The organism is Comamonas sp. F1-6 (assembly GCF_039581415.1).
Lineage (GTDB): Bacteria > Pseudomonadota > Gammaproteobacteria > Burkholderiales > Burkholderiaceae_C > Comamonas > Comamonas thiooxydans.
The window spans coordinates 1-2,139 of sequence record NZ_JBCPWN010000054.1 but is presented as its reverse complement, the minus strand read 5'-3'; the positions used below and the strand labels follow the sequence as shown (position 1 = coordinate 2,139).

Below are 2,139 nucleotides of genomic sequence, written 5' to 3'. Positions count from 1 at the left end.
ACCAGCGTGTTGGGCTTGCCGGTGATGCTGCCCCAGGCGGGGGTGACGGTGACGTTACCGGCAGCCGTCAGCCGCCCCTGGGCATCGACGGTGAAGGTGGGCGCCGCCGTGGCGCTGCCGTAGCTGCCGGCAGTCACTGCCGTGTTGGCCAGGGCAATGGTGCGGTCTGCGGTGAGGTTGCCGCCACCACTCAGACCCGTGCCCGTGTTGATGGCGCGGGCAGCCAGGGCGCCGTCCGTGATGCCATAGCCCGCCAAGGTGGTGGGCTTGCCGGTGACGCTGCCCCAGGCTGGGGTGACGGTGACGCTACCGGCAGCCGTCAGCCGCCCCTGGGCATCGACCGTGAAGGTGGGGGCCGCAGTGGCGCTGCCGTAGCTGCCAGCGATCACTGCCGTGTTGGCCAGCGCAATGGTGCGATTGGCCGAGAGGTTGCCGCCGCCCGTCAGGCCGGTGCCTGTGGCAATAGTGCGCTCATCCGTCAGGCTCTTGCGCCATGCACTCCAGCCCGTGTTGTAGCGCGAGCGGGTCCACTGGTCGCCGTTGTTGTAGTGGGTATAGGTCTGGGTGCTGATGGATGCACCGTCCCCGATGACCAGCAGCGTGCCAGCGGCAGCCACCGGGTAATTGGTGCCGCCTGTGGCGTTGGCATTGGTGCTTTGCGTGTAGATGCCTCGGGCTGTCACCGTATTGAGGTCCACACCGTTGCCCAGGGCCGATGCCATGGTGACGAAAGCGCCGTCGCCCAGGTCTGCCACGCTCAGGCTGACTTGATGGGTGTGACTGGTGGCCGTGGCTGCATTGGTGGTGACGCCCGTCAGTGTGCTGGGGGTTCCCAAGGTCAGCGTGCGGTCTGCCGTGAGGTTGCCGCCGCCCGTCAGGCCATTGCCCGCCACGATGTTGCGCGCAGCGAGGGCGCCGTCCGTGATGCCGTAGCCTGCCAGCGTGGTGGGCTTGCCGGTGACGCTGCCCCAGGCTGGGGTGACGGTCACGGTGTCAGCCGCCGTCAGCCGCCCCTGGGCATCGACGGTGAAGGTGGGCGCATCCGTGGCGCTGCCATAGCTACCCGCCGTCACTGCCGTGTTGGCCATTGCAATGGTGCGGTTTGCGGTCAGATTGCCGCCGCCTGTCAGGCCTGTGCCCGTCGTGATGGTGCGAGCGGCTAGAGCCGCATCCGTGATGCCGTAGCCCGCTAGCGTGGTGGGCTTGCCGGTGACGCTGCCCCAGGCCGGGGTGACGGTGACGCTACCAGCTGCCGTCAGCCGCCCCTGGGCATCGACGGTGAAGGTGGGCGCCGCCGTGGCGCTGCCGTAGCTGCCCGCCGTCACTGCGGTGTTGGCCAGCGTAATGGTGCGATTGGTCGAGAGGTCGCCGCCGCCCGTGAGGCCTGTGCCTGCTGTGATGGTGCGAGCAGCCAGAGCCGCGTCCGTGATTCCGTAGCCCGCCAGGGTGGTGGGTTTGCCTGTGACATCGGCCCAGCCTGGGGTGACGGTGGCGCTACCGGCCTCCGTCAAGCGGCCCTGAGCATCGACCGTGAAGGTGGGCACCGTCGTGGCGCTGCCATAGCTGCCCGCCGTCACTGTGGTGTTGGCCAAGGCGATGGTGCGGTTTGCGGTGAGGTTTCCGCCACCCGTCAGGCCCGTGCCTGCTGTGATGGTGCGAGCGGCCAGAGCTGCGTCCGTGATGCCGTAGCCTGCCAGAGTTGTGGGCTTGCCGGTGACGCTGCCCCAGGCCGGGGTGATGGTGGCGCTACCTGCCGCCGTCAGCCGCCCCTGGGCATCGACGGTGAAAGTGGGAGTCTCCGTGGCGCTGCCGTAGCTGCCTGCAGTCACTGCCGTGTTGGCCAGGGTGATGGTGCGATTGGCGGCAAGGCTGCCACCGCCCGTAAGGCCCACGCCTGCCGTGATGACCGTGGCAGCCAAGGCCCGCGCATTGAACAGCGTCTTGACGCTGGCCGCCGTGAGTGCCCGCACGGCATCTGTCAGCCCATTGGCTTCGGTTTCGGTGGCCAGCTCCACCACGCCCTGGCGGTCAGTGGTCGCCGGTGGGTTGATGAAATTGGTTTCCCCAAACTGCAGCGTGCTGATGTTCACGGAGCCATCCAGCACGCGCAGATCCGTGGACAGCAGGAAGATGGACGCG

General features: G+C 68.2%; 1 protein-coding gene. It reads right to left on the bottom strand.

All coding sequences use genetic code 11. The features are described from left to right. Positions 1-2,139: hypothetical protein (locus AAIL66_RS24165; RefSeq protein ID WP_343497944.1), on the bottom strand; the 2,139-nt coding region annotated here is incomplete at both ends.